Genomic DNA, 25928 nt, shown 5'->3' with positions numbered 1-25928 from the left:
GGCGATGACTCGTATGCACAACCCAGCGCATCCCGGCGAAGTGCTGCGCGAGTTCCTGCCGCCGGGCATGAGTGTGACCGAGACCGCGCAACGCCTCGGCGTTTCTCGCGTCATGCTGTCCCGCGTGCTCAACGGACGCTCCGCGATGTCGGCGGATATGGCGATCCGCATCGGCCTGCTGACGCGCACCAGCCCCGAATCGTGGCTGGCCAATCAGATGCAATGGGACTTGTGGCAGAGCAGCCGCAAGCCCAAACCCAAGGTTCAGCCGCTGCAGCGGACAGCTTGATTGAAAAGTTGCCGGGGTCGGATACCGTCTTGAAACGCAAGTCCCGTCGTGGAAACAAAGAAACAAAAGGATGCTCAGTGCGCCGGGACGAAGCCGCTCGGTAGGTTCATCCCCGCGCTCGTGCCAGCAGCCCCTCGTCCAACCGGCATCACCCGTTCCACCCGCTTCCCGCCCTTCGATGCCTCTGCGATAAGTTTCCGCGCAAAAGTAAACGCTCCACGACCTCATTCTTCCGCGCCGACGGACTCCAGCGCTAAAGTCTCGGGATGCAGATTCCAGGGCAACAGCGCTTCATCCGCTTCCGCCGCGCTGGCGCGGGGCAGTTCACGCAGCACCTTGCGCAGCCATGTATACGGCTCGCGACCATTGGCCTTGGCCGTCTCCACCACGTAGTCGTAGATCACCACCGACTGCCCGGGCGGCCCGCCCGTCTGCTCCCACATGTACGACTTGGAATCGGCGGACTTGCCCGCCTCCTTCAACACCTGCATCGTGGTCTCACCCTTTCGATGCGCCCCCGTGACGCTTTCATCCGTTCGTACTTCCCAGTCTGGCGAGGCGGTGGGGGCATGCGCAGAATGAGACTTCCCGCATCCGGAAGCCCGCCATGCCCGATCGGAACGATGCTGCGCCTGCTGTTGCCGCAGCCACTCCTGCGTCTGCCGCTGCCGCTCCTGCGTCTGTGGCCGCCGGCGCCGCTGCTGGCTCGGCTGCTTCTGCCGCCGCCGACCCGGCTGCCGGTACCGGTGCAGGTGCTGCCGCGGCCACCCCGGCCGACGACCACGACAGTCCCTGGAAGGAGGCGCTGGAAATCTTCTTCCGGCAGGCCCTCGAACTGCTGGCCCCCGGACTGCACCAGGCCGTCGACTGGTCGGTCGCGCCGCAGTTCCTGGACAAGGAACTGCAGGCCCTGGGCGTGCCGGATGGTCCGCCCGGCCATGGGCGGCTGCACGCCGACAAGCTGGTGCGGGTGCGCCATCGGGCCGGTGCCGATGCCTGGATCCTGGTCCACGTCGAGGTGCAGGGCGGGGGCACGGGCCCCCGGGCGCTTGCCCGGATCGCGCAGCGCATGTACCGCTACCGGACGCGCATCGAGATCAGGCACGAGGGCCTGAGCGCTCGGGCCGGGCGTGTGCCTCCGGCCCTGTTCAGCCTGTGCATCCTGGTGGCCAGCCGCTCGGGCCCGGACCGCCTGGAATGCCGGCGGGAATTCCTCGGCCAGGGTGTGTGTTTTTCCTTTCCCGTCGTACACTTGGCCCAGTGGCTGGCCCGCTGGAACGAGCTGGAATCGCTGGCGCGCACGAACCCGTTTGCGGTGGTGGTCATGGCGCAGCTGCAGGCCGTGCGGTATCGGGCCGGGGCGCGGCGGGTAGGACCTGCGGTGTCGCTGGTGCGGATGCTGTACGGGTACGGCTATGGCCATGACCAGATCCAGCCGCTGCTGCGGCTGATCGAATGGATGCTGCGGCTGCCTGCGGCGCAGGAGCCGGAGTACCTGGCGGCGGTGGAACGCCTGGAACAGGAGCGCAAGATGAGCTATGTGACGATTGCCGAACGGCTGTATACCCAAAGAGGCCTGGAGCAGGGTCTGGAACAAGGCCTGGAACAGGGTCTGGAGCAAGGCCGGGTCAAGGGCCAGGCCGATCTGCTGCTGCGTCAGATCGAACGCCGCTTCGGCCCTGCAGACGCAGAAGTCACGCAACGCATCCGCTCGGCCGGCATGGACGATCTGGAAACCTGGTCATTGAACATCCTGGACGCCGCAACGCTGGACGACGTGTTCCGCGACTGACGCGACCCGAACCGGCGTTCTCTGGCGAATCACCAGCCATCATGTTGAACGCTGTGGTCGCGGGAACCACAACTGTCTGCGCGTGCCGCGCCTGGATGCTCGCGCAGACACGCTGTAATGACAACGACACTACGCGATGCTGTGCTTGAGGTCACCAAAGAGGCGACCACCCAATCCCAGGGTCAGCCTGCCCCGCCAGCCTGGGTAGAATAGCGTCCATGCTCGCCCTGTACCGCCCCTCCGAAGAAGAACACCGCGCCCTGCTGGCGCAGATCGCCCCGCTGCCGCTGCGCGGGCGCGCCTGGCCGCGCTGGATCGCCGTCATCGCCTGGATCATCATGGCCCTGATCGCCGTGCGCCTGGCCATGGTCCTACAGCTCTCGCCCGACCGGGCGCTGCCCATGGCGGTCGTCGCCAGCATCGTGGTGTGCTTTGCCGCCCTGATCTGGATGAGCGTCCACATGTGGACCTCGGTCACGGAAATCTCCGACTGGGGCATCCGCCAGTCCTGGATCACGCGCCGCGAAGTGCCCTGGACCGAGATCCAGTCCACCAAGTTCATCCCGCTGTTCGCCTCGAAGAAGCTGGTCTGCTTCGTGCAGAAGGGCCGGCCGGTGATCTTCCAGGCCGGCACGCCGGAACTGCAGGCGGCCTTCGCCCGCATCAGCCTGGTATACCGGAAAAGAACCTGACCTCGGCTGCCACATTGCCTTGCAGATGCGCGCAGACCGCCGCGTCCGGCGGGCATTCCGGGGCATGCTCCGCCCCCTGAAAGAAGCATGAAGAGCATGCGGCCCCCATGTGGCTCGGCCATGCCCATCGGGCGCCCGAGCACAGAAAGGCGCAGGCGGATCAGGGGCGAATAGATACACATGCACCTATCCATCTGCAGAACTGACAACCGCACTCCTGTTCAGGACAATGCAAGACAGGAAACAATCTGAAACCTGTCCTCGCACCCCAGGAGACTCCTCATGGCCGTCGATCTCTTCAATGAACAGTGGTATCTGGACCAGAACCCGGACGTCGCCGCCGCCGTGGCCGCCGGCCTGACCACCGCCTACCAGCACTTCATGGCCTACGGCCAGTACGAAAGCCGCGCACCCAGCGCGCTCTTCGATCCCGCCTTCTACCTGGACCAGAACCCCGACGTCGCCGCCGCCGTCGCGGCCGGCCTCGCCTCCGCCTACGAGCATTTCCTGCTCTACGGCCAGAGCGAGCCGCGCACCATCAGCCCCTTCATCGACCTGGCCGCCTACGCCAATGCCAACCCCGATCTCGCCGCCGTCGAGGGCCTGAACCTCTACCAGCACCTGGTCACCTACGGCCTGCACGAAAACCGCGACCTGGGCAACGGCATCACCCTGGGCCAGTTCGCCAACGACCCGGTCTTCAACGCCGCCCTGGCCGACCCCGACCACATCCTCGAGGCCCTGGCCCGCATCGCCGAAGTCGCCCCCTTCCTGCCCGACTTCCAGCCCCCAGAAGGCTGGACGCCCCCGGCCGACACCCCCATCCCCACCGACTTCGTGCCCCCCGAAGGCCTGCTGCTGGTCGTCCCGCCCTCGGTCTCCGTGCCCGAAGGCACCGAGCTGCCCGACACCTTCAAGCCCGTGGAGGACGACTCCGGCGGCGGGAGTGGCGGCGGCGGCGGTGGCGGCGGCGGTGGCGGCGGCGGTGGCGGTGGCGGCGGCCCGGCCGCCACCTTCACGGTCACGGACACGGCCGGCGTGCTCACCTTCGGCGGTACCGCGACTGGCGACATCACCGTCACCACCGATGGCGGCAACGTGGCTACCTTCTCGCGCGGCGGCGTCACGGCGACGACCACGCCCGATCTCGATACCCTGGCCAAAATCACCGTTGGCACCGGCCAGACGCTGGCGCTCTCGGCGGCCCAGGCCGGCGGCCGCACCATCGACGGCACGGGCGGCGTGGTGATCGGCGCGCTGGACGCCACGCCCGCCGCCGACCTGAGTTCCATCGCCGCCGCCAGCGTCACCGTCCGGATCGAAGAAAACACAGACATCTCGACCAATTTTTCGGTCGGGACCCAGGTGACCCGGCTCGAAATCGCCGCCGGCAAGTCGGCCAGCATGGACGTGTCCCAGGTCGCGGACGTAGGCACCATCGTCAAGGGCACCGGGGCCACCGTGCAGGCCAAGGGTGACGGCGCTCAGGTCACGCACCACGCTGCCGATCTGTCCGCCAAAGGAGTGGACGCGCTGGAAATCACCGCCGATACCGGCATCCTGTCAGCCGCCCAGGCCAGCGGCATGGTCATCAGCGGCGCCGGCGGCGTGGCCATCACCGGCTCGGCTGGCGACCAGACCATTAGCGCCACATCCACCGGCGGCAACCTGATCCGTGGCGGCGAGGGCAAGGACACCGTCACCGGCGGCACTGGAGACGATACATTCGTGCTCGTCGGCATCACGGCGGAAGGCCAATACGTGGCGGGGGACATTCCCGCCGGGCTGGCCGGCGTCCTGAAGATCGACGGCACCGACCTGAACGGCCGCACGGCCAGCGAAGCTGCCAGCGGCGAATCCTACGATGGCGGCGGCGGCGGCGGCGTCAACACCCTGCATGTCTACGGCACGGTGGACATGGCGGGCATCAGCCTGGCCAACATCACGGAAATCGTCGTGCACTCGGACGTGACCTTTGCGCCCGGGCAGCTCGACGGCATCACCAAGATCACCGGCGACGGCGGCAGCACGGTGCGCCTGGCCGCCACTTCGGACAGCACAATCGATCTGTCCAGCATTACGCTGGCCAATATCGGCCAGCTGGATGTCGGCAACAACGTCACCGCCAAGATCAGCCAGGACAATCTGAACGCCATCGCCACCGTCTCGTCGTACCAGAACGCCAAGATCCAGGCGGCAGTGGACACAGTCCTGAATTTCACCGGCAAGAATGTCTTCGGCAGCGCCGAAGTGCTCAAGAGTGATGGCACGCAGCAGGCCGCCACGCTCAAGACATCAGGCGGCGCCAACATCGGCGCCATCATCGACACCGTCAATGGCATCATCGCCACGGTGAACGGCACGTTGACGACAGTCGGCCTGGGCGCCTACACCCAGGCCCCGGCCGTGGAAGGCGACTATGCCCTCATGTGCGACATGCTGGCCGGAATGACGGGCGCCGGCGTGATCCAGGGGCGCAGCGGGGTGCAGAACTTCATCTCGGGCGGCGATGGCAGCGACACCCTGATCGGCGGCGACCTGACCAACTTCATCTATGTCGGGCAGGAAGCCACCAACGGCAGCATCAGCAACACCGTCACCGGCGGCGCGGCGCGCGATTTCATCGCCGGGGACGCCAACGCCGATACGATCCATGGCGGCGGCGGCGACGATTTCATCTATGGCGGCGACGGAAACGATCACATCTACGGGGACGAAGGCAACGACTTCATCCGCCCAGGCGAGGGCGCGGACACCGTGTACATCGCCAGCGGCAGCGATTTCATCGACCTGACCGAAACCGCGCCGGCAACCGACACCCTCAGTTTCCAGGCGCGCATCGGCACTCCCAGCTACGTCCTGGGCTTCGATACCGCCAGCGGCCAAAAGGACGCACTATTATTCAGGCATGATGTCTTCATCCAGGGCAGCCTGGGCGCCCAGAACGTCATCGGCACGGGATCGGCCAGCGCAGCATTCGATCTCGACACCGCCGATTTTGGCGGCCTCGTCAGGATCACCGACACCGCCGCCGCCAACTTCAGCGATGCCGGTGCCAGGATCGCCGCCGCCGTGACGAACACGGCCGCCGACGACGCCTTCATCTTCGCGATCTCCAATGGCACCAACACGCTGGTGCTGGGCTGGGACGACCGCGCGGCGTCCGGCGGCAACGGCAATGGGGTGATGGACGCGGGCGAGTTCACCCAGATCGTGATCCTGGTCGGAGTGGGCTCGGTCACCGGCCTGGACATGAGTGCCCTCGCCGATTGATCGCACGGCCTCCCCGCACGTCCCCGCGGCGGGGCGTGCGGATCAGCGGATCGGCAGCGGATAGATCAGGCCGCCGTCCTTCCAGAGCGCGTTCAGGCCGCGCTGGATCTGCAGCGGGCTGCCCATGCCCACGTTGCGCTCGAACGATTCGCCGTAGTTGCCGACCTGCTTGACGATGCGGTAGGCCCACTGCTCGTCCAGGCCCAGGTTCTTGCCCGCGCTGCCGGTCACGCCCAGCAGGCGCTGGACGTTGGGGTCGGCGCTTTTCAGCTGCGCATCGACGTTGGCCGTGGTGATGCCCAGTTCCTCGGCGCCGGCCATGGCGTGGAAGCTCCATTTGACGACGTTCAGCCAGGCGTCGTCGCCCTGGCGCACGAAGGGCCCGAGGGGTTCCTTGGAGATGATTTCCGGCAGGATCACGTAGTCGGCGGGCTTGGACAGCTTGGCGATGCGGATCGAGGCCAGGCCCGAGGCGTCGGTGGTGAACACGTCGCAGCGGCCGGCCGCGAAGGCGTTGACGACCTCGTTGAACTGCTCGATCACCACGGGCTTGTACTGCACGTCGTGCGCACGCGCCCAGTCGGCCATATTCTGCTCGTTGGACGTGCCGGTCTGCATGCAGACCGTGGCGCCGTTCAGGTCGCGGGCGGACGTGATGCCCAGGGACTTGGGCACCATGAAGCCCTGGCCGTCGTAGAAGTTGATGGCGGCATGGACGGCCCCCAGCGAGGTGTCGCGCGACTGCGTCACCGTGGTGTTGCGCGCCAGCAGGTCGATTTCGCCCGACTGCAGGGCGGTGAAGCGCTGCTGCGCGTTCAGGGGCACGATCTTGACCTTGGACGCGTCGCCCAGCACGGCGGCGGCGACGGCGCGGCACATGTCCACGTCCAGGCCCTTCCATTCGCCCTTGGCGTCGGGCGCGGAGAATCCGGCGAAGCCGGTGGTGACGCCGCACTGCACGGCCCCGCGCGTCTTGACCACGGCCAGGGTGTCGGCCTGGGCCAGGGGCATGCCGGCGCCCAGCAGGACGGCCAGGCCGGCGATCATTTTGAATCCACGCATGGAAGAGTCTCCCTCGGTCTGCTACACGGATTCGCACATAGTAACTGAGGGAACCCGGGAATCGATATGCCCGGATTCAATACTGGCCACACCACTGCTACTGAGCCACGCCGCCGCTCAATCGTAGCGCCGGACGTCCTCGATCACCTTGCCGTCGTTGGGCAGGCTGCCGGCCGCCACGATCTCGACGACGGCGCGCAGCTTGGTCTGCTCGCGCACCGTGGCGGCCACGGCCCCGGCATCCAGCGCGGCGTCGGCCTCGACCCGCAGGGTCATGACGTCGTGCCCCGCCTCGCCCGACACCACCAGGCGCGCCCGCCCGATTCCCGCGTGCCGGTCCAGCACGCGGGCGATCTGCTCCGGATGCACGAACATGCCGCGCACCTTGGTCGTCTGGTCGGCGCGCCCCAGCCAGCCGCGGATGCGCAGGTTGGTGCGGCCGCAGGGCGAGGCCCCCGGCATCAGGGCCGACAGGTCGCCGGTGCCGAAGCGCAGCAGCGGGTAGTCCGCATGCAGGGTGGTGACCACCAGCTCGCCGACCTCGCCCTCGGGCACGGGCTGGCCGGTGCCGGGCCGCACGATTTCCAGGATCAGGTCCTCGTTGGCGACCAGGCCTTCGCGCGCCGGGGTCTCGAAGGCCACCATGCCCAGGTCGGCGCTGCCGTAGGCCTGGAAGCCCTGGATGCCGCGGTGCCGGAACCAGGCCTGCAGCGACGGCGGGTAGGCCTCGCCCGAGAACAGCGCCAGGCGCAGCGAGGGCAGCGCCACGCCCATCTCGTCGGCCTTTTCCAGGATGATGCGCAGGAAGCTGGGCGTGCCGGTGTAGGCGTGCGGCGCCAGGTCGGCCATGGCGCGCACCTGCTGCTCGGTCTGCCCGACCCCGCCGGGGAACACCGTGCAGCCCAGCGCGTGGGCGGCGGTCTCCATCATGGAGCCGGCCGGGGTGAAATGGTAGGAGAAGCAGTTGTGCACCAGCATGCCGGAGCGCACCCCCGCCGCGTGCAGGGCGCGGGCGAAGCCCCAGTAGTCCGGCCGCGGGCCTTCGGGTTCGTAGATGGGGCCCGGCGAGGCGTACACCCGCCGCGCCTCGCCCCAGCCGATCGTGGAAAAGCCGCCGAACACGCGCAGGCGCTCCGCGTCGGCGGTGGCGCCCGGCGGCGCGATGCGGGCCGCGTGCTGCAGCTGCAGCAGTTCGCTCTTGCGCAGCACCGGCACGCGCGCCAGGGCCTGGCGCGAATCCAGCGCGGCGGGATCGATGCCCTGGAGCTGCCGGGCGATGGCCGGCGCCCGCGCGCGGGCCCGCTCCAGGGCGGCGGGCAGGCGCTGGAACAGCAGCCGCTCGCGCTCGTCGGCGGGCTGGGTCTCGCGCGCATCGTAGTATGCCTGCATGCCATTCCCCCGTGTCAGGCCAGCCAGCGCTTGCGCCGGCGATAGAACTTGGTGTCGCGGAAGCTGGTGCGGCCCGCCCCCGAGACGCCCAGATAGAATTCCTTCACGTCCTCGTTTTCGGCCAGCGCGCGGGCGGCGCCGTCCATCATCACGCGGCCGTTCTCCAGGATGTAGCCGTAGTCCGCGTAGCGCAGGGCCACGTTGGTGTTCTGCTCGGCCAGCAGGAAGCTCACGCCCTCGCGCTGGTTCAGGTCGCGCACGATCTCGAAGATTTCCTCGACGATCTGCGGCGCCAGGCCCATCGAGGGCTCGTCGAGCAGGATCATGCGCGGGTCGGCCATCAGCGCCCGGCCGATGGCGGCCATCTGCTGCTCGCCGCCGGACGTATAGCCGGCCTGGCTCTTGCGGCGCTGCTTCAGGCGCGGGAAATAGCGGTAGACCCGCTCCAGGGCGGCGTCCAGATCGGCGCGCCCCAGGCGCCGCGTGTAGGCGCCGGTGAGCAGGTTTTCCTCGATGCTCAGGTGGGCGAAGCAGTGGCGGCCTTCCATGACCTGGACCACGCCGCGCTGCACCAGGTCGGCCGGCGACAGGGACTCGATGCGTTCCCCGCGGTATTCGATCCCGCCCTTGGTGACCTCGCCGCGCTCGCCGCGCAGCAGGTTGGAGATCGCCCGCAGGGTGGTGGTCTTACCCGCGCCGTTGGCGCCCAGCAGCGCCACGATCCTGCCTTCCGGCACGGTCAGGGACACGCCCTTGAGCACCAGGATGACGTGGTTGTAGATGACCTCGATGCCGTTGACGTTCAACAGCACCGCGGGTTCGGACGCCTGTGCGCTATCCATGGTTTCCTCTCCCAGGAGCCGTCCGGGGCCGGGCCGGACCCGGCCCCGGCGCGGCTTACTCGGCGGCGCAGTCGCGCGTCGGCAGTTTCTTCTCGGCGGCGTACTTGTCGCCCAGGGATTTCACCAGCGGCTGCACGTACTTCGGGTTGGACTGGTACCAGTCGGACACGACGTCGAACTTCTTGCCGTCCCACTGGATGATGCGCGCCCAGTCGTCGCCCATGTGGTTCTCGCACGAGGTCTTCACCGGACGCATCAGCTTGGCGAAGCCCAGCTGTTCCAGGCGGGCCTGGTCCAGGTTCAGGTTTTCGTAGCCCCAGCGCACCTGCTCGGGCGTCATGTGCTTGCCCTTGCCGAACTTTTCCTGCGCGGTGCGGATGGCCTCGACCTGCAGCATGGAGATCATCATGCCGCGCGTGTAGGCCAGCGAGCCGAAGGTGCTGCCATCCTTGTCGGCGCCCTCGCCCTTGTCGTAGACGTACTTTTTCACGTCCTCGTGCACCCGGCCGTGCTCGGCGCTGTTCTGGATGGTGATGCCGTTGTAGCCCTTGGCGACGTCGCCCAGGTCCTTGACGTCGGTCTCGGAGCTGGCCCACCAGATGCCGTACATCTTGTCGCGCGGGTAGCCCACGCTCTGGGCCTCGCGGATGGCGGTCGGGGTCATGATCCCGGCGCTCCAGAGGATCACGTAGTCGGGGCGGTTCTTGCGGATCTGCAGCCAGGTGGACTTCTGCTCGACGCCGGGCGCGGCGACCGGATAGAGCTGCAGGTCGAAGCCGTTGTCCTTGGCGCGTTCCTGCAGCAGCGGGATGGGCTCCTTGCCGAAGGGCGAGTCGTGGTAGATCAGGGCGATCTTCTTGCCCTTGAGCTTGTCCTCGCCGCCCAGCTTCTTGGCGATGTCCTGGATCATGACGTCGGCCGCCGTCCAGTACGTGCCCAGCAGCGGGAAGTTCCACTTGAAGACCCGGCCGTCGGCCGACTGCGACAGGCCGTAGCCCACGGTGACCACGGGCTGCCCGTCGACGATCGCCTTGTCGGTCACGGCGAAGGTGATGCCCGTGGACTGGGTGTCGAAGCCGGAAGCCCCGCCGTTCTTGTTCTTCAGGCGCTCGTAGCATTCCACGCCCTTGTCGGTGGAATAGGCCGTCTCGCATTCCTCGTAGGAAATCTTGACGCCGTTGACGCCGCCGTCGCGCTCGTTGACGAGCTTGAGGTAGTCGATCTTGCCGTTGGCCCAGGGAATGCCGAGCGGGGCGAACGAGCCGGTCCGGTAGACCAGCAGCGGAACGAACTGCTCCTCGGCGGCCTGCGCCGTGCCGGCGGCGCCCGCCAGCCCGACGGCGGCCAGCAGGGCGGCGGCGGCGGTCTTCGTCAATGCATGCTTCATCTGTAGCTCCTCCTGGTGCGTGTGGCACCTATCGTGTCAACAAAGAACGGGTCCGATCGAACGCCGCCCCAAAGCCCCCCGCGGTCCTTCAGTGGGGGAACGGCCAGATCCTGAGTTTTTCCTTGGCGATGCTCCACAGCCTGGCCAGACCGTGCGGCTCCGCGATCAGGAAGAAGACGATCAGGAAGCCGAAAACCATGTGTTCGATGTGCGAGGCCACGTCCACCGGCAGGTCCAGGCCCAGCCAGTGCGGCACGTTGGTGAGCGCCACCGGCACCAGCACCATGAAGGCCGCGCCGAAGAAGCTGCCGATGATGGAGCCCAGGCCGCCGATGATGATGATGAACAGCAGCTGCAGCGAGCGGTTCAGGTCGAAGGCCAGGGGCTCCCAGGAGCCCAGGTGGATGTAGGCCCAGAGCGCGCCCGCCACGCCGATGATGAAGGAGCTGACGGCGAAGGCGGTGAGCTTGGCGTACACCGGCCGGATGCCGATGACGGCGGCGGCCACGTCCATGTCGCGGATCGCCATCCACTGCCGGCCGATGGCGCCGCGCACCAGGTTCTTGGCCAGCAGGCCGATGACCGCCACGAAGCACAGCACGAACAGGTATTTCTGCGCGGGCGTGGTCACCGGCAGGCCGAAGGCTTCGAGCGCCGGCACGGACACGTTGCCCGAGGTGGAGTAGTTGGTGAAATAGGGAATGCGCAGGAAGGCCCAGTCCATGAAGAACTGCGCCGCCAGCGTCGTCACCGCCAGGTACAGGCCGCGGATGCGCAGGCTGGGCACGCCGAACACCACGCCCGCCAGGGTGGCGAACACGCCGCCCAGCAGGATCTGGACCACCAGCGGCAGGTCCAGGCGCACGCCGAAGTTCCAGGCGGCATAGGCGCCCACCGCCATGAAGGCCCCCGAGCCGATGGAGATCTGGCCGCAATAGCCGACCAGGACGTTCAGGCCGATGGCCGCCAGCGACAGGATCAGGAAGGGGATGAGGATCGCCTGCAGGAAGTAGTCCGACGCGCCCAGCGGCACGGCGACGAAGGCCACCAGCAGCAGGCCGGCGATGAACCGGCGGTCCTGGCGGATCGGGAAGATCTGCTGGTCCGAGCGGTAGGAGCTCTTGAACTGGCCGTTTTCACGATAGAACATGGGCGGGGCTTCCTGTCAGACGGTCAGACGCGGTCGATGATTTTTTCGCCGAACAGGCCCTGCGGCCGGAACAGCAGGAACACCAGGGACAGCACGTAGGCGAACCAGATCTCGATGCCGCCGCCCACGTAGGGCCCCAGGTAGACCTCGGAGAGCTTCTCGCCCACGCCGATGATGAGGCCGCCGACGATGGCGCCGGGCACGGACGTCAGGCCGCCCAGGATCACCACCGGCAGGGCGCGCAGCGCGGCCGTGGACAGGGTGAACTGCACGCCGAACTTCGAGCCCCAGACGATGCCCGTGACCAGGGCCACCAGGCCGGCCACGGTCCAGACCACCACCCAGATGCGGTTGAGTGGAATGCCCACCGACTGCGCCGCCTGGTGGTCGTCGGCCACGGCGCGCAGCGCCCGGCCCACCGTGGTGTACTGGAAGAAGAAGGCCAGCACCGCCACCAGCACGGCGGCCACGACGGCGGCCGTGAGGTCCTCCAGGTTGACCATCACGCCGCCGTCGAACATCGCATCCATGATGATGACCGGGTCCTTGGGCATGCCGACGTCGATGGAATACACCGAGCTGCCGAACAGGATCTGGCCGATGCCGTCGAGGAAATAGCTGATGCCGATGGTGGCCATCAGCAGCGTGGTGGCCTCCTGGTTGACCAGGTGGCGCAGCACCAGGCGCTCGACCAGCACGGCCACCAGCCACATGAACAGGGCGGCCAGCGCGAAGGCCAGCAGGTTGGCCAGCACGGGCGAGGCGCCGCCCAGCCAGGCGTCGATCCAGCCCGACAGGCGGGCCATGGCGAGCGCCGCGATCAGCACCATGGCGCCCTGGGCGAAATTGAACACCCCCGACGCCTTGAAGATCAGCACGAAGCCCAGCGCCACCAGGGCGTAGAGCATGCCGCTCATCAGGCCGCCGATCACCGTTTCCAGAAAGAATCCCATTGCGACTCCTCGAATAGCATGCAGGGGCGTGAAGGGCCCTAGTGGCTGGCGCCCAGGTAGGCCCGGATGACCTCGGGGTTGCTGCGCACCTCGTCGGGCGTGCCGTCGCCGATCTTGCGGCCGTAGTCCAGCACCACGACCCGGTCGGAGATGTCCATGACCACGCCCATGTCGTGCTCGATCAGCACGATCGTGGTGCCGTATTCGTCGTTCACGTCGAGGATGTAGCGGCTCATGTCCTGCTTTTCCTCGATGTTCATGCCCGCCATGGGCTCGTCGAGCAGCAGGATGCGCGGCTCCATGGCGAGCGCGCGGCCCAGGTCCACGCGCTTCTGCAGGCCGTAGGGCAGGCGGCCCACCGGGGTCTTGCGCCAAGCCTGGATCTCCAGGAAGTCGATGATGTTCTCCACCACCTCGCGGTGGGCGATTTCCTCGCGCTCGGCCGGCCCCAGCCGCAGCGCCTGGGCCAGCACGCCGGCCTTCATGCGCAGGTTGCGGCCCGTCATGATGTTGTCCAGCACGCTCATGCCCTTGAACAGGGCGAGGTTCTGGAAGGTGCGGGCGATGCCCATTTCGGCGGCGCGGCGCGGATTCATCCGGGCGAACTGCCGGCCCTGCAGCAGGATGCGGCCTTGCTGGGGCGTGTAGACGCCGTTGATGACGTTCAGCATCGAGCTCTTGCCCGCACCGTTGGGGCCGATGATGGCGCGGATCTCGTGTTCGCGCACGTCGAAGGAAATGTCCGTCAGCGCCTTGACCCCGCCGAAGGACAGCGAGATGTTCTGCAGGTCCAGGATGACCTCGCCGATCCGCCCCGCCCGGCCGGCGGCGCCGTCCTGCGCCGCGTCGCGGTCCTGTTCCATCGCCAGTCCGGTCATTCAGGCCACCTTCTTCAGCGGTTCGGGCCGCGTCACGGCCGCGGGTTCGATGCGCAGGTCGGCGGAGATCCGGCCCGTGCGGCCATCCTCGAACTTGACCTCGGTCTCGATGAACTGGCTCGTGCGGCCCGCGAACAGGGCCTCGACCAGCACGGCGTATTTCTGCGCGATGAAGGCGCGGCGGACCTTGCGGGTGCGGGTCAGCTCGTCGTCGTCCGGGTCCAGTTCCTTGTGCAGGATCAGGAAGCGGCTGACCTGCGAGGCCGCCAGCTTCGGGTCCTGCGCGAGGTCGGCGTTGACCTGCTCGACGCAGTCCCGGATCAGGGCGTAGACCTCGTCCTTGCCGGCCAGGTCGGTGTAGCCGGCGTAGGGCAGGCCGCGGCGCTCGGCCCAGTTGCCGACCGCCTCCAGGTCGATGTTGATGAAGGCGCAGACCTCGGGGCGGTCCGCGCCGAAGGCCACGGCCTCCTTGATGAAGGAGAAGAACTTGAGCTTGTTCTCGATGTACTTGGGCGCGAACAGGCTGCCGTCGGACAGGTGGCCGACGTCCTTGGCGCGGTCGATGATCTTCAGCTGGCCGTCGGTGTCCAGGTAGCCCGCGTCGCCGGTGTGGTACCAGCCGTCCTCGGTATAGGATTCGGCCGTCGCCTTGGGGTTGCGGTAGTAGCCGGAGAACAGGCCGGGGCTGCGCAGCTGGATCTCGCCGTTGTCGGCCACGCGGATATCCACGCCCTCGCAGGGCGGGCCGACCGTGTCGTCGCGCACCTGGCCGTTGGCCTGGACGCAGACGAAGACCGAGGTCTCGGTGGAGCCGTAGAGCTGCTTGAGGTTGATGCCGATGGAGCGGTAGAAGACGAACAGGTCGGGGCCGATGGCCTCGCCCGCCGTATAGGCCACGCGCACCCGGCTCATGCCCAGGGTGTTGCGCAGCGGGCCGTAGATCAGCAGGTCGCCCAGGGCGTATTTCAGGCGGTCGAGTAGGCCGACGCCCGCGCCGCCGTCCAGGATCCTGTCGCCCACCCGCCGCGCCAGGCCCATCGCCCGGCGGTACAGCCAGCGCTTGAAGCGGCCGGCGTCCTCCATGCGGATCGTGACGTGGGTGAGCAGGCCTTCGAGCACGCGCGGCGGCGCGAAATAATAGGTGGGGCCGATGTCGCGCATGTCGATCGACACGGTCTCGGGCGATTCCGGATGATTCACGGTGAAGCCCGTGGTGAGGAACTGGGTGTAGGAAAACATGTTCTGCCCGATCCAAGCGGGCGGCAGGTAGGCCAGCACGTCTTCCCGGTCGGTCAGGCCCTCGAAGCGCTCGATGGCGCGCGCCCGGTCGATGAGCGCGTGATGGCTGAGCACCACGCCCTTGGGCTTGCCCGTGGTGCCGGAGGTATAGAACATCGCGGCCGTGTCCTCGGGGCGGATCGCGGCGATGCGGCCGTCGATCTCGTCGGGCAGCCGGTGGGCGCGCTCGTCGCCGCGCGACAGCAGGGCTTCCCAGTCCAGCAGGCGCGGATCGTCGTAGTGGCGCAGGCCGCGCGGATCGTCGTAGACGACGTGGCGCAGCGCCGGGCAGCGGCCCGAGACCTCCAGCATCTTGTCCACCTGCTCCTGGTCCTCGGCCACCACCACGCCGACCTCGGCGTCCTGCAGCACGTAGGCCATTTCCTCGGCCACCGCGTCCTGGTAGAGCGGCACGGGGATGGCGCCCAGGCACTGGGCCGCCATCATCGCCATGTACAGCCGGGGGCGGTTCTCGCCGACGACGGCGACGTGCTCGCCCGGCCGGACGCCCAGTTCGGCCAGCCCCGAGGCCACGCGCCGGACCTCGGCCGCCACCTGGGCCCAGCTCAGCGTCTGCCAGATGCCCAGGTCCTTTTCCCGGATCGCGGGGCGCGCGCCGCGCACCCGTGCATGGTGCATCAGTAGGGCGGGGAACGTCGTCGCGGCGGTGGTTTCCTGTACCATGATGTCTCCTCGGCCCGGCGCGGAACCTGCGCTGCGCGGGGCCTTCAGTGCGCCTCTGTGGGGCGTGTCGCGGACTAAGGTACAGGCAGCGGCCGGCCGCCGACTGTCGCACATATGACATTCGATCTCGATCTAGGGTAAGTCCCCATGAACCTGACTCAGGCTTTGCCGGCGCGCGCCGCCTGGTTCGACCTGCTCGACGACGAACAGCAGGCGCGCGTCCTGCAGGACACCGCCGTGGCGCACGTCGAGGCCGGCACCATCGTCGAGCACAAGGGCGCGGTCGCCTGCGCCTGGATCGGGGTGCTCGAAGGCTTGGTGAAGGTGTCGGTGGGCAATGCCGACGGCAAGCTGGCGTCGCTGACCGGGGTGCCGGCCGGCGGCTGGATCGGCGAAGGTTCGCTGCTGAAGCGGGAAGCGCGCAAGTACGACATCATCGCGCTGCGCCGCAGCACCATCGCGCGCCTGCGCGGCGACACCTTCTACTGGCTGCTGGACGCCAGCATCCCCTTCAACCGCTACCTGCTGCACCAGCTGAACGAGCGCGTGGCGCAGTTCATCGGCAAGGCCGAATACGACCGCCTGCTGGCCCCCGATGCGCGCGTGGCGCGCTGCCTGGCGGAACTGTTCAACCCGCTGCTGTACCCGGGCAATTCGATGCGCCTGGAAATCACCCAGGAGGAAATCGGCTTCCTGGCGCGCATTTCCCGCCAGCGCACCAACCAGGCCCTGCGCGCGCTGGAAGCCGCGCAGCTGCTCAAGGTCGAATACGGCGCCGTCCAGGTGCTGGACCTGGACGGCCTGAAGCACTACACGGGCGCCGAAGACGCCCAGTGCCCGTCCGCTCAGTGCCCGCCCAGGTAGGCCGCCGCCACGGCGGGATCGTTGCGCAGCCGCTGCGCGGGGCCTTCGACGGCGATGCGGCCGTTCTCCAGCACGTAGCCGTAGTCCGCCACCGCCAGCGCCGCGGCGGCGAACTGCTCCACCAGCAGCATCGTCACGCCCTCGGACTTCAGGCGCGAGATGATGCGGAACACCTCGTCCACCAGGATGGGCGCCAGCCCCATGGACGGCTCGTCCAGCAGCACGACCTCGGGGTCGAGCATGACCGCGCGCGCCATGGCGAGCATCTGCTGCTCGCCGCCCGACAGGGTGCCCGCCAGCTGCGTGCGCCGTTCCTTCAGGCGCGGGAACAGGTCCATCGCGCGGTCCAGGTCGCGCGCCACGTCGCCGCGCGTGCGGCTGCCGGTCAGGCGCGGGAAGGCGCCCAGCAGCAGGTTGTCGGTGACGCTCAGCGTGGGGAAGACGCGCCGGCCCTCGGGGGAATGCGCCAGGCCCAGGCGGGCGATGCGGTGGGACTCCAGCCCCTGGATCGCCCGGCCGCCCAGGACGATGGTGCCCGCCGAGGGGCGCAGCATGCCGGACACGGCCCGCATGGTGGTGGTCTTGCCCGCCCCGTTCGAGCCGATCAGGGTCACGACCTTGCCGGCGGGCACGTCCAGGCTGATGCCGTGCAGCACCTTGACCTTGCCGTAGCCGGCTTCCAGGTTTTCGATCTTCAGCATGCCTGCGCTCCCGCCTGTTCACCGCCCAGATAGGCCTCCACGACCCGGGGGTCGGCCTGCACGTCGGCGGGCAGCCCCTCGGCGATCTTCTGTCCGAAATCCAGCACCGACACCGCGTCGCAGACCCCCATCACCACGTCCATGTGGTGCTCGATCAGGATCACGGTAAGGCCGCGCGCCTTGAGCTTGCGCATGATGCCCAGCAGCTCCTCGATGTCCGGAGCCGTCAGGCCGGCCGCCGGCTCGTCGAGCAGCAGCAGCTGGGGATCGAGCGCCAGGGCGCGGGCGATCTCCAGCAGGCGCTGCTTGCCGTAGGGCAGGTTGCGCGCCTCTTCGTGGGCGAGCGGCGCCAGGCCGACGAATTCCAGCAGGCCGAGCGCGCGGGCGCGCGCCTGGCGTTCTTCCCGCCGCCAGCCGGGCGTGCGCAGCGCCACGCCCGCCAGTCCGCTGCCGAAGGAATGGTGCAGCCCGACCAGCACGTTCTCCAGCGCGCTCATCTCGCCGAACAGCTGCACGTTCTGGAAGGTGCGCGCCACGCCGCGCGCGGCGATCTGCGCGGAGGTCAGGCCGGCCAGGTCGCGGCCGGCGAAGACCACGGAGCCGGACGTGGGCACGTAGATGCCCGTGAGCACGTTCATCATGGTGCTCTTGCCCGAGCCGTTGGGACCGATCAGCCCGTGGATGGTGCCGCGCCGGACTTCCAGATCGACGCCGTTGAGCGCCTTGAGGCCGCCGAACTGCATCACCGCCTGGCCCACCGAGAGCAGCACGCCGTGCGAGGCGTCCGGCAGCCCGCCGCCCTCGGGCGCGGGCGCGGCCTGCGGCGGCTCGGCCGCGGCCGGCGCCGGCTGGGACCGGCCCAGCGCATGCATCACGAAGCCGACGATGCCGTCGGGCAGGTAGTAGACGACGAACAGGATCATCAGGCCGAAGATCGACAGCCGCCAGTCGGTCATCTGGTCCAGCGCCAGCGAGCCGCCGGCCAGGACCAGGGCGCCGATCACCGGCGCCGCCATGCGCGCGGGCGTGGCGCGGCCGCGCCGCACCGCCATCACGGCGCCGGCCGTGACCAGCACCGCCAGGCCCACGGCCAGCGGCCGGAAGGTGGACACGTCGTCGAGCATCTTGGGCAGCAGCACGATGATGGCCGCCCCCAGCAGCGCGCCGGAGCGGGTCTTGCGCCCGCCCATGATGAGCGCCAGCAGGAACAGCACCATCAGCTCGAAGGTGTAGGTGTTGGGCGAGATGTACTGCTCCGAATAGGCGTGCAGCGCGCCCGACAGGCCGGCCAGGCCGGCGCTGATGACGAAGGCCACGACCTTGTAGCGGTAGACCGACACGCCCATGCAGTCGCAGGCGATGGGGCTGTCGCGCAGGGCCTCGAAGGCGCGCCCGTAGTGCGAGCGCGCGACGCGTTCGGTGAACAGCACCGCCAGCGACAGCAGCGCCAGCACCAGCCAGAAGAACTGCGGGCCGCTCAGCATGTGGCCGGCGACGACGGGCTTTTCCAGGCTGATGCCCAGGGGCCCCGCCGTGAGGAAGTCCATCTCGTTGATGAGGATCTGGATGATGGTGCCGAAGGCCAGGGTCACCATGGCCAGGTAGGGCCCCGTGACCCGCAGCGCCGGCAGGGCCAGGATCGCGCCGAAGCCCGCCGTCACCACGACGGCGGCGGGCAGCGTGATCCAGAACGGCATGTCCAGGTGCAGGACCAGGGTCCCGACGGTGTAGGCGCCGATGCCGAACAGGCCCGCATGGCCGAGCGACACCTGGCCGGTGTAGCCCACCACGATGTCCAGCCCGAGCAGCAGGACCGCGTAGATCAGGATGGTCTCGATCAGGTGCAGGTAATAGGGGTTGTCGACGCCGAGCGGCACCATCGCCAGCACGGCGGCCAGCGCGGCGAAAGACAGCAGATGCTTCTTGTTCATGATGGGATCAGACCTTCTTGATGGCGGTCTTGCCGAACAGCCCGGCGGGCCGCACCGTCAGGACGAGCAGCAGCAGGATCAGGCCGGGGACGTCCTTGTAGCCGGTGGAGAGATAGAAGCCGGTGGTGGTCTCGATGACGCCCAGCAGCAGGCCGCCGACGATGGCGCCCAGGCCGCTGTTCAGGCCGCCCACGATGGCCACGGCGAAGGCCTTCAGGCCCAGCACCGCGCCCATGGAGGCGCCAGTGAGCGTCAGCGGGGCGACCAGCACGCCCGCGAAGGCGGCCGTCAGGGAGGACAGCGCATAGGAGAACGTGATGACCAGCTTGGTGTTGATGCCCATCAGGCCGGCCGCGTCGCGGTCGCCGGAGGTCGCCACCACCGCCTTGCCGTAGATCGACGTGCGGTTGAACAGTTCGATGGCGCCCATGATCAGCAGCGCGCCCGCGACCACCAGCAGCTCCATCGGCAGGATGTTGGCGCCCAGCACGCTGAAGGGGGTCTCGGACACGGGCGAGGGAAAATGCAGCGCGTCGCGGCCCCAGATGTTCTCGGCCGTGTTGCGGAAGATGATGCCCAGGGCGATGGTCGCCATGATCCAGCCGAACTCGGAGCGCGCCTGGATGGCGGGGCGCACGGCCACGCGCTCGACCACGGCGCCCTGCGCCATGCCGAAGATGCACACCAGGGGGATCATCAGCCAGTAGCTCACGCCCATCCCGACCAGGGTCAGGCCGACCAGGCCCCCCAGCATCAGGGCGTCGCCCTGGCCGAAGTTCAGGGTCTCGGAGGTGGCGTAGGTGAGTTGATAGCCGAAGGCGATGACCGCGTAGATCATGCCCAGGGCCACGCCGCTATAGGCCAGTTGCAGAAAAATCGTCATGTTCTTTCCAGCGGGAACGCGCCGTCCGGGGCGGCTGCGCCCCGGGACCGCGCATCGGAGCGCGCACCCCGCCGGGCGGCGGGATGCGCCGGTGCGGCGGAGTTACTGCGCGGACTGGCCGGCGTTGGCGACGCTGCGCTGCTCGTCCTCGGGGTGGGCGAAGACCACGCGGCCCTTGGACACTTCGCCCATGTAGACCAGTTCGGGGCCGTCGATGGTCTCGTGGTCGCTCGTCGAGTAGGGCGTCTTGTAGGTCATGATCACGCCTTCGACAGGCTTCTGCAGGCTTTCGAGGGCGGCGCGGATGTCGGCGCCCTTGGTGTTGCCGGCCTGCTCGATGGCGGCCGCCAGCAGCAGCACCGAGTCGTAGCCCTGGGCGGCGGACACGGCCGATTCGATCCGGTCGTGCTTGGGCTTGAAGGTCTGCACGTAGGCGTCGATGAAGGCCTTGCGCTTGGGCGTGTTGGGATTCTGGATGAAGGTCTGGGGCATCAGGGCGCCGTCGCCGTTGGCGCGCGCGGTGTCGATGAAGTTGGCCATGGCCAGCGTCCAGCTGCCGATCAGCGGCACCTTCCAGCCGAGCTTGGCCATGCCGTTGGCCAGCTGGGCAAGTTCGGGGCCGATGCCGTAGGTCAGCAGGGCCTCGGCGCCGGCTTCCTTGGCGCGCAGCAGCTGCGCGGTCATGTCCACGTCGCCGATGTTGAACTTCTCCACCACCACCGGCTTGACGCCCAGCTTGTCCAGCGCCTTTTCCATGTCCTCGCGGCCCAGCTGGCCGTAGTTGGTGGAGTCGGCCATGATGGCGACCTTCTTGAAGCCGCGCTTGGTGACGGCCTCGGCGGCGATCATGGGCGCCTGGATGTTGTCGGCGGCGGACATGCGGAACACGTAGTTGTGCTCGTACTTGGGCGGCAGGAACTGCTGCGTGACCACCGAGCCCGTGGCCACGTTGGCGATGGCCGGGATGGCGGCGTTCTGGTAGAAGCGGGTCGAGGCCAGGGCCACGCCGGTGTTGATGAAGCCCACGGTCGCGACGACCTGCTCGCGGTTGATCAGCTCCTGGGCGATCTGCACGCCGCGCTCGTTCTTGGCCTCGTCGTCGCGCTCAATCAGCTCCAGCTGGCGCCCCAGCACGCCGCCCTGGGCGTTGACGTCCCTGGCGGCCAGGCGCACGCCGTCGCGCATGCTCACGCCCATGGAGGAAGAGCCCCCCGTGAAGGGTCCGGATACGCCGATCTTGATGGTGTCGGCCGCCTGGGCGGTCGCCGCCAGGGACAGGGTGATGGCCAGGGCCAGGCAGGTCTTGTGGAATGTCATGTCGTCTCCCGTTCTGGATACGGCCGACGGAGGCGCCGGCCGGTGTTTGCATGCACGGCCGAAAGTCTATCGGTCGCCCCGCGGCGCTGTCGGAAATTGCATCGGGCCAGGGTGGAAAGAAATTCCGCACCCCGGCGCGAGGCCTAGAAAGACTGGGAGATCCGGGCGCAGAGCGCCTTGACCCATAGGGAAAACGCTAGGTGGGCGCCGGTCATGGGCGTGGAGGCCTCGCGGCACAGGTAGTAGTGGGAATCGGGCGCCGCGCGGATGCCGAACGGCGCCACCAGGGTGCCGTCGTCCAGCCAGGCGCCCGCCAGGCTGCGGCGCGCGATGATGACGCCCTGGCCCGCCCGCGCGGCGGCCATCGCCAGCCCCACGTCGAAGAAGCTCACGCCGCCCTCGGGCTCGGGCCAGTCCAGCCCGGCGGCGTCGAACCAGGGCTTCCAGGGGTCCAGCGGGCAGCGCAGCAGGTTCGCCTCGGCCAGGTCGGCGGGCCGGCGCAGGGCGCCATGGCGTTCGAGATAGCCGGGAGAGCAGGCCGGGAACACGGTGTCGTCCGTCAGGCGCTCCGAGATCGTGCCCGGATACCGGCCCAGGCCGAAACGCACCCAGAAGTCCGCCTGGGTGGGGCCGATGTCCAGGTAGGGAATGGACAGCACCACGCTCATGTCCACGTTGGGGTGGGCCGTGGTGAATTCGTGCAGGTGCGGCCCGAGGATGTAGTGCCCGAAGGTGGGCGTGGTGACCAGCCGGATGCGCTCGCGCGGCCGCGAGCGGCGGTGCAGGGAGATGTCCGACAGCAGGTGCAGCGCGGTCTCGATCTGGTCCAGGTATTCGTGCCCCGCCGCGGTCAGCACGACGCCGCGGCTGCCGCGGTCGAACAGGGGCTGGCCGAGCGCGGCTTCGAGCTGGCCGATGCGCTTGCCGATGGCGCTGGCCGTGACGCAGAGTTCTTCGGCCGCGCGGCCGAACGAGCCCAGCCGGGCGGCCGATTCAAAGGCCTGGATGGTGGCCAGGGAGGGCAGGCGGAGGTTCTGATGGGCGAATCGGAGCATGCGGCTTCACGGCGACGGGCCGGACGCCGGCCACCTCGCGCCATTCTGACATGAAGCGGCCGGGCGCGCCCATCGGGATTCGCCCCAGCCCGCCGCGCCCCCGTTCAGCGCCGCACCAGTCCCGCCGCCGCCGTCTGGTTGGTGGCGGTGTCGATCAGGATGAAGGCGCCCGTGGCGCGCTGCGCGTCGTAGTCGTCCAGCACCAGGGGATCGCGGGCCCGCAGCTGCACGCGGCCGATGTCGTTCATGGCCAGGGTGCCGTTCCAGTCCACCGAGCGCAGTTCGTGGATGTCGCGCCGGGTGCGCACGGCCTGGACGCGGACCTGCGTCAGGCGGGTGCCCTGCTTCAGCCAGTACAGCCGCGCCGGATTCAGCGCCTGCTGGTCCAGCCAGCACAGGTCCGCCTCGAAGTCCCGTTCCAGCGCCGGCTGCGCCTGGGCGTCGACCAGCACGTCGCCCCGGGACAGGTCGATGTCGCGGTCCAGCACCACCGTGATGCTGTCGCCCGGCAGGGCCTGGTCCACCGGCTGCGCGCCGCGCAGCAGGGCGGCGATGCGGGCGGATTCGCGGCTCGGCAGCACCTGGACGGCGTCGCCGACGCGCCAGGCGCCGCCCCGCAGCTGGCCGGCGTAGCCGCGGAAGGCGTCGGGGCCGCTGCCGTTGTGGCGGATCACCCACTGGACGAAGAAGCGCGCCTGGTCTTCGGTGTCCAGCGAATCCACCGGCAGCGACTCCAGCAGCGACAGCAGCGGCGGCCCCTGATACCAGGGCGTGCGCTCGCTGGGCCGCACCACGTTGTCGCCCGTCAGGGCCGACAGCGGCACGATGTGGAAAGCCGGGATGTCCAGGCGCTCGGCCAGGTCCCGGTAGGCGGCGTGGATCCGCTCGAACACGGCGCGGTCCCAGCCGATCAGGTCCATCTTGTTGACCGCCACCACGATGTGGCGCAGCCCCAGCAGGCGGGCCAGGGTGCTGTGGCGCTTGGTCTGCGGCAGCAGCCGGCCGTCGCTCGCCCGGCTGGCGTCGATCAGGATCACGGCGGCGTCGGCCGTGGAGGCGCCCGTCACCATGTTGCGCGTGTACTGCTCGTGCCCGGGGGCGTCGGCGACGATGAACTTGCGCGCCGGCGTGGCGAAATAGCGGTAGGCCACGTCGATGGTGATGCCCTGCTCGCGCTCGGCCTCCAGCCCGTCGGTGAGCAGCGCCAGATCGAATTCGCTGTCGGGCGCGCGGGTGTACTTCGAGCCCGCGATGGCCTGGAGCTGGTCGGCGAACACGCCCTTGCTGTCGTAGAGCAGGCGGCCGATCAGGGTGGATTTGCCGTCGTCCACGGACCCGGCGGTGATCAGGCGCAGCACGCTGGTTTCCGGCGCCGCCTGCCATTGTTCGTTGATTGCGTTCATGGTGGGGATTCCTTGGTCTGGGGCCGGCCGGTCAGAAGTAGCCCTGTTTCTTGCGCCGTTCCATCGACGCTTCGGAGGTCTGGTCGTCCATGCGCGTGGCGCCGCGCTCGGTGATGGTGGTGACCGCCGTCTCGGCGATGATGGCGGCCGGCGTGGCCGCCGTGGACGCCACCGGGCAGGTGCAGGACACGTCGCCCACCGTGCGGAAGCGCACGCTCAGGCGCTCGACCGGCTCGTCCTCGCGCGGCGGGGTGAGCGGCGTGACGGGCACCAGCAGGCCGCTGCGGCGCACGACCTCGCGTTCATGGGCGTAGTAGATCGAGGGCAGGTCCAGGCCTTCGCGCTCGATGTACTGCCAGACGTCCAGCTCGGTCCAGTTCGAGATCGGGAAGACGCGGATGTTCTCGCCCGGATGCACGCGGGTGTTGTAGAGGTTCCAGAGCTCCGGCCGCTGGGCCTTGGGGTCCCACTGGCCGAACTCGTCGCGGAACGAGCAGATGCGTTCCTTGGCGCGGGCCTTTTCCTCGTCCCGGCGGGCGCCGCCGATGCAGGCGTCGAAGCCGAATTCGGCGATCGCCTCCAGCAGCGTCGTGGCCTGGGCGGCGTTGCGCGAATCGTTGGCGTGGCGCAGCACCACCGTGCCGCGCGCGATCGAGTCCTCGACGCCGCGCACGATCAGCTCCTCGCCCAGTTCGGCCGCGCGGCGGTCGCGGAAGGCGATCACCTCGGGGAAGTTGTGGCCGGTGTCGATGTGCATCAGGGGAAAGGGGAAGCGGCCCGGACGGAAGGCCTTTTCCGCCAGGCGCAGCAGCACGCAGGAGTCCTTGCCGCCGGAGAACAGCAGCACGGGCCGCGCGCACTCGGCGGCGACCTCGCGCAGGATGTGGATGGCCTCGGATTCCAGCCAGTCGAGGTGGGTGCGGGCGAGAAGGGCGGTGCTCATGATGTCGATGCTTCCGTGATGTCCGTGTCCGTGGTGTTCGGGGTGTCCGGGGTGTTCGGGGTGTCCGTGGAGCGCGGGGGATCCAGGGGGTCCGTGATGGCCCTGGCGGCCGTGGTGTCCGCGGTAGCCGTGGTGTCCGCGGTAGCCGTGGGGCCCGCGGCGTCCGCCGGGAGGGGGTCGCGCGGGCGCACCCCCGGCCGTCCGGCCGCGCGCAGGTTGCCGGCGTGCAGGCCGCATTCGCGGCTGTCGCGCTGCTCCCACCACCAGCGGCCGGCGCGCGGGTCCTCGCCGGGGCGCACGGCGCGCGTACAGGGCTCGCAGCCGATCGAGGGATAGCCGCGGTCGTGCAGCGGGTTGTAGGGCACGTCCAGCGCGCGCACCACGCCCCAGACCTCGTCGGCCGTCCAGGAGGCCAGGGGATTGAATTTGCGCAGGCCGAAGGTGTCGTCCCATTCGGTCTCGGACAGTTCGGCGCGCGTCAGGGACTGCTCGCGCCGCTGGCCGGTGATCCAGGCCGCATGGCCCGCCAGCGCGCGGCGCAGCGGCTCGACCTTGCGGATGCCGCAGCAGGCCTTGCGCAATTCCACGCTTTCGTAGAAGGCGAACTCGCCGTGCGCGGCCACGTGGGCCCGCACGGCCTCGGGATCGGGATGCATCACGCGCACCTCGATGCCGTAGCGCGCGCGCACGACGTCCACCATGGCCAGGGTCTCGGCGTGCAGGCGGCCGGTGTCGAGCATGAAGACTTCCAGCGGCCGGGGCAGCTGCGCCACGGCGTGGATCAGCAGGGTATCCTCGACCCCCATGGACGAGGCCAGCAGCGCATCCGGATGCGCGTCCGCGATGCGCGCCAGGTCGGCCAGCAGGGCCTGCCAGCGCGCCGCCAGCGGCGCAGGCAACGACGGAGACAACGGCGCGAGCGGCGTCGGCGGGAGCGGCGGTGTCGGCGGCACGGTTCTTCTCCAATGGACGAAGCCGGCTTCCCGCCGGCGGAAGCATCCAGTGTGCTCCGCGGCCGCGGCCGGCGGAACGAAAAAAACGTTGATTCGATATAACCGGTCGGCGCGGCGGCGCCCGGCTCCGGACACAGAACGCCGCGGCGGCACTAAAATGGGGCCGGTAGTATGTCCCTGTCCGTTCTGCACTCATACCTCATACCAAA

The 25928-nt window shown here is 68.8% G+C and carries 21 protein-coding genes and 1 pseudogene; 5 read left to right on the top strand and 17 right to left on the bottom strand.

Going from position 1 to position 25928, the window contains the following annotated elements; translation table 11 throughout:
- The first annotated feature begins 4 nt into the window (after nt 1-4).
- On the top strand, nt 5-289 hold the full coding sequence (locus tag BN940_RS03075) for a HigA family addiction module antitoxin (RefSeq protein WP_043680044.1): 285 nt from the start codon (nt 5-7) through the stop codon (nt 287-289).
- Between the two features lie 224 nt (nt 290-513).
- Here BN940_RS03075 and BN940_RS03070 read toward each other — a convergent pair whose 3' ends face one another.
- Nucleotides 514-780: a transposase domain-containing protein gene (locus BN940_RS03070; protein WP_043680041.1), complete on the bottom strand. Its 267-nt coding sequence runs from the start codon at nt 778-780 to the stop codon at nt 514-516.
- A 191-nt stretch (nt 781-971) separates the two neighbouring features.
- Between BN940_RS03070 and BN940_RS03065 the strand changes: the two genes are divergently transcribed.
- From BN940_RS03065 to BN940_RS19490, 3 genes are all read left to right on the top strand, one after another.
- On the top strand, nt 972-2081 hold the full coding sequence (locus tag BN940_RS03065; protein ID WP_052355560.1) for a DUF4351 domain-containing protein: 1110 nt from the start codon (nt 972-974) through the stop codon (nt 2079-2081).
- Nucleotides 2082-2299: 218 nt separating this feature from the next.
- Nucleotides 2300-2773: a hypothetical protein gene (locus BN940_RS03060; protein ID WP_043680039.1), complete on the top strand. Its 474-nt coding sequence runs from the start codon at nt 2300-2302 to the stop codon at nt 2771-2773.
- 282 nt (nt 2774-3055) lie between these two features.
- Complete coding sequence (locus BN940_RS19490; protein WP_043680037.1) at nt 3056-6046, top strand: beta strand repeat-containing protein; 2991 nt, start codon at nt 3056-3058, stop codon at nt 6044-6046.
- A 42-nt stretch (nt 6047-6088) separates the two neighbouring features.
- Here BN940_RS19490 and BN940_RS03050 read toward each other — a convergent pair whose 3' ends face one another.
- The 8 genes from BN940_RS03050 to BN940_RS03015 all read right to left on the bottom strand — a co-directional run bounded on the left by BN940_RS03050 (nt 6089) and on the right by BN940_RS03015 (nt 15669).
- Entirely contained in the window at nt 6089-7108 is a 1020-nt protein-coding gene (locus BN940_RS03050; protein ID WP_043680034.1) for an amino acid ABC transporter substrate-binding protein, read from the bottom strand.
- Between the two features lie 117 nt (nt 7109-7225).
- Nucleotides 7226-8497 carry a phenylacetate--CoA ligase family protein gene (locus BN940_RS03045; RefSeq protein ID WP_043680032.1) on the bottom strand — a complete coding sequence of 424 codons (1272 nt, stop codon included), beginning with the start codon at nt 8495-8497 and terminating at the stop codon, nt 7226-7228.
- A gap of 14 nt (nt 8498-8511) precedes the next feature.
- Complete coding sequence (locus BN940_RS03040; protein WP_043680029.1) at nt 8512-9339, bottom strand: ABC transporter ATP-binding protein; 828 nt, start codon at nt 9337-9339, stop codon at nt 8512-8514.
- Between the two features lie 55 nt (nt 9340-9394).
- Nucleotides 9395-10726: an ABC transporter substrate-binding protein gene (locus tag BN940_RS03035; RefSeq protein WP_043680026.1), complete on the bottom strand. Its 1332-nt coding sequence runs from the start codon at nt 10724-10726 to the stop codon at nt 9395-9397.
- A gap of 88 nt (nt 10727-10814) precedes the next feature.
- Entirely contained in the window at nt 10815-11876 is a 1062-nt protein-coding gene (locus tag BN940_RS03030) for a branched-chain amino acid ABC transporter permease (RefSeq protein ID WP_043680023.1), read from the bottom strand.
- Nucleotides 11877-11899: 23 nt separating this feature from the next.
- Nucleotides 11900-12829 carry a branched-chain amino acid ABC transporter permease gene (locus BN940_RS03025; protein WP_043680021.1) on the bottom strand — a complete coding sequence of 310 codons (930 nt, stop codon included), beginning with the start codon at nt 12827-12829 and terminating at the stop codon, nt 11900-11902.
- 38 nt (nt 12830-12867) lie between these two features.
- Entirely contained in the window at nt 12868-13707 is an 840-nt protein-coding gene (locus tag BN940_RS03020) for an ABC transporter ATP-binding protein (protein WP_420864843.1), read from the bottom strand.
- Nucleotides 13708-15669 (bottom strand): AMP-dependent synthetase/ligase, encoded by a 1962-nt coding sequence (locus tag BN940_RS03015; protein WP_043680017.1) that lies wholly within the window; start codon nt 15667-15669, stop codon nt 13708-13710.
- Nucleotides 15670-15816: 147 nt separating this feature from the next.
- On the opposite strand from BN940_RS03015, the gene BN940_RS03010 reads away from it, so the two are divergent.
- Entirely contained in the window at nt 15817-16533 is a 717-nt protein-coding gene (locus BN940_RS03010) for a Crp/Fnr family transcriptional regulator (RefSeq protein ID WP_043680013.1), read from the top strand.
- Here BN940_RS03010 and BN940_RS03005 read toward each other — a convergent pair.
- The 8 genes and pseudogenes from BN940_RS03005 to BN940_RS02970 form a co-directional block, all read right to left on the bottom strand.
- Nucleotides 16515-17234, bottom strand: coding sequence for an ABC transporter ATP-binding protein (locus BN940_RS03005; RefSeq protein WP_043680011.1), 720 nt, complete (start codon nt 17232-17234; stop codon nt 16515-16517). The two genes, BN940_RS03010 and BN940_RS03005, sit on opposite strands and share 19 nt — an antisense overlap.
- Nucleotides 17228-19165 (bottom strand): branched-chain amino acid ABC transporter ATP-binding protein/permease, encoded by a 1938-nt coding sequence (locus BN940_RS03000; protein WP_043680008.1) that lies wholly within the window; start codon nt 19163-19165, stop codon nt 17228-17230. The genes BN940_RS03005 and BN940_RS03000 overlap by 7 nt, the downstream gene beginning before the upstream one ends.
- Nucleotides 19166-19172: 7 nt before the next feature.
- Nucleotides 19173-20048, bottom strand: a complete 876-nt coding sequence (locus BN940_RS02995) for a branched-chain amino acid ABC transporter permease (RefSeq protein ID WP_043680006.1) — start codon at nt 20046-20048, stop codon at nt 19173-19175.
- Nucleotides 20049-20150: 102 nt separating this feature from the next.
- The gene (locus BN940_RS02990) at nt 20151-21365 is read right to left on the bottom strand and encodes an ABC transporter substrate-binding protein (protein ID WP_052355559.1); all 1215 of its coding nucleotides are present in this window, start codon (nt 21363-21365) and stop codon (nt 20151-20153) included.
- 143 nt (nt 21366-21508) lie between these two features.
- Nucleotides 21509-22420 carry a LysR substrate-binding domain-containing protein gene (locus BN940_RS02985; RefSeq protein ID WP_043680003.1) on the bottom strand — a complete coding sequence of 304 codons (912 nt, stop codon included), beginning with the start codon at nt 22418-22420 and terminating at the stop codon, nt 21509-21511.
- Between the two features lie 104 nt (nt 22421-22524).
- Nucleotides 22525-23823 carry a sulfate adenylyltransferase subunit 1 gene (locus tag BN940_RS02980; RefSeq protein WP_043680001.1) on the bottom strand — a complete coding sequence of 433 codons (1299 nt, stop codon included), beginning with the start codon at nt 23821-23823 and terminating at the stop codon, nt 22525-22527.
- Nucleotides 23824-23854: 31 nt separating this feature from the next.
- On the bottom strand, nt 23855-24766 hold the full coding sequence (cysD, locus tag BN940_RS02975) for a sulfate adenylyltransferase subunit CysD (protein ID WP_043679998.1): 912 nt from the start codon (nt 24764-24766) through the stop codon (nt 23855-23857).
- 215 nt (nt 24767-24981) lie between these two features.
- A pseudogene (locus BN940_RS02970) lies at nt 24982-25677 on the bottom strand (phosphoadenylyl-sulfate reductase); the annotation flags it as partial.
- Nucleotides 25678-25928 lie beyond the last annotated feature (251 nt).

It is taken from the genome of Castellaniella defragrans 65Phen (assembly GCF_000612685.1).
GTDB lineage: Bacteria > Pseudomonadota > Gammaproteobacteria > Burkholderiales > Burkholderiaceae_B > Castellaniella > Castellaniella defragrans.
Note: the sequence above shows the minus strand (reverse complement) of the source record. Positions and strands in the feature narration are given on the sequence as shown.